Source organism: Chromohalobacter sp. 48-RD10 (assembly GCF_029889785.1).
Classification (GTDB): domain Bacteria; phylum Pseudomonadota; class Gammaproteobacteria; order Pseudomonadales; family Halomonadaceae; genus Chromohalobacter.
On sequence record NZ_JARANX010000202.1, the window covers coordinates 1 to 685 of the forward strand.

Sequence of the window (685 nt, forward strand, 5' to 3'; positions counted from 1 at the left end):
TGGCAGCTCTACTTGTCGCAGTTGGGGCATCGCGTGGCCTGGCCGCCGAGTCTGCGAATCTATCTCAGTGGCTTTGCCTTGACCACCACGCCCGGTAAGGCGGGGGAGGCTTTCAGGGGCGTACTCCTCAAGCAGCGCGGGGTACCGTTCCCGGCGACCTTCGCTGCCTTCATCAGCGAGCGACTTTCCGACCTCGTTGCCATCGTGCTGCTCACCCTGGTGGGACTGGCCCAATACCCCCAGGCGCGGAGCATTGTGCTTGCCGGGGTACTGGGGATCGTGGTGGTGCTGGCTTGCCTGTCGAGCAAGACCCTGCTGGACTGGCTGCATCGTTGGGCTTCGGCTCGCCAGGGCAAGCTAATGGCCTTGGTTACCCATGTCAGCGAGATGCTGGGGGGCGCGCGCCGCTGCCATCGCCCCGGTCTTCTAGGCATAGCCACCGTGATCAGCGTGATCGCTTGGGGGGCGGAGGCGCTGGCTTTCTACTGGATGCTGGGCTGGCTCGATGCCGACATCTCCCTGTCGTTCGCCATCTTCGTTTATGCGCTGTCGATGTTGGCCGGTGCCCTGAGCTTCCTACCGGGCGGTCTGGGGAGCGCTGAAGCGGTGATGGTCTCGCTGCTGGTCCTCAAGGGCATGACTATGCCCGCCGCCATCGCGGCGACCGTATTCATTCGCCTGGCGA

1 protein-coding gene is annotated in these 685 nt (G+C 64.4%); it reads left to right on the forward strand.

Annotation, left to right across the window (positions count from 1 at the left end):
- A partial coding sequence (locus OP496_RS18250) for a lysylphosphatidylglycerol synthase transmembrane domain-containing protein (RefSeq protein ID WP_280565413.1) occupies positions 1-685 on the forward strand: 685 nt, incomplete at both ends.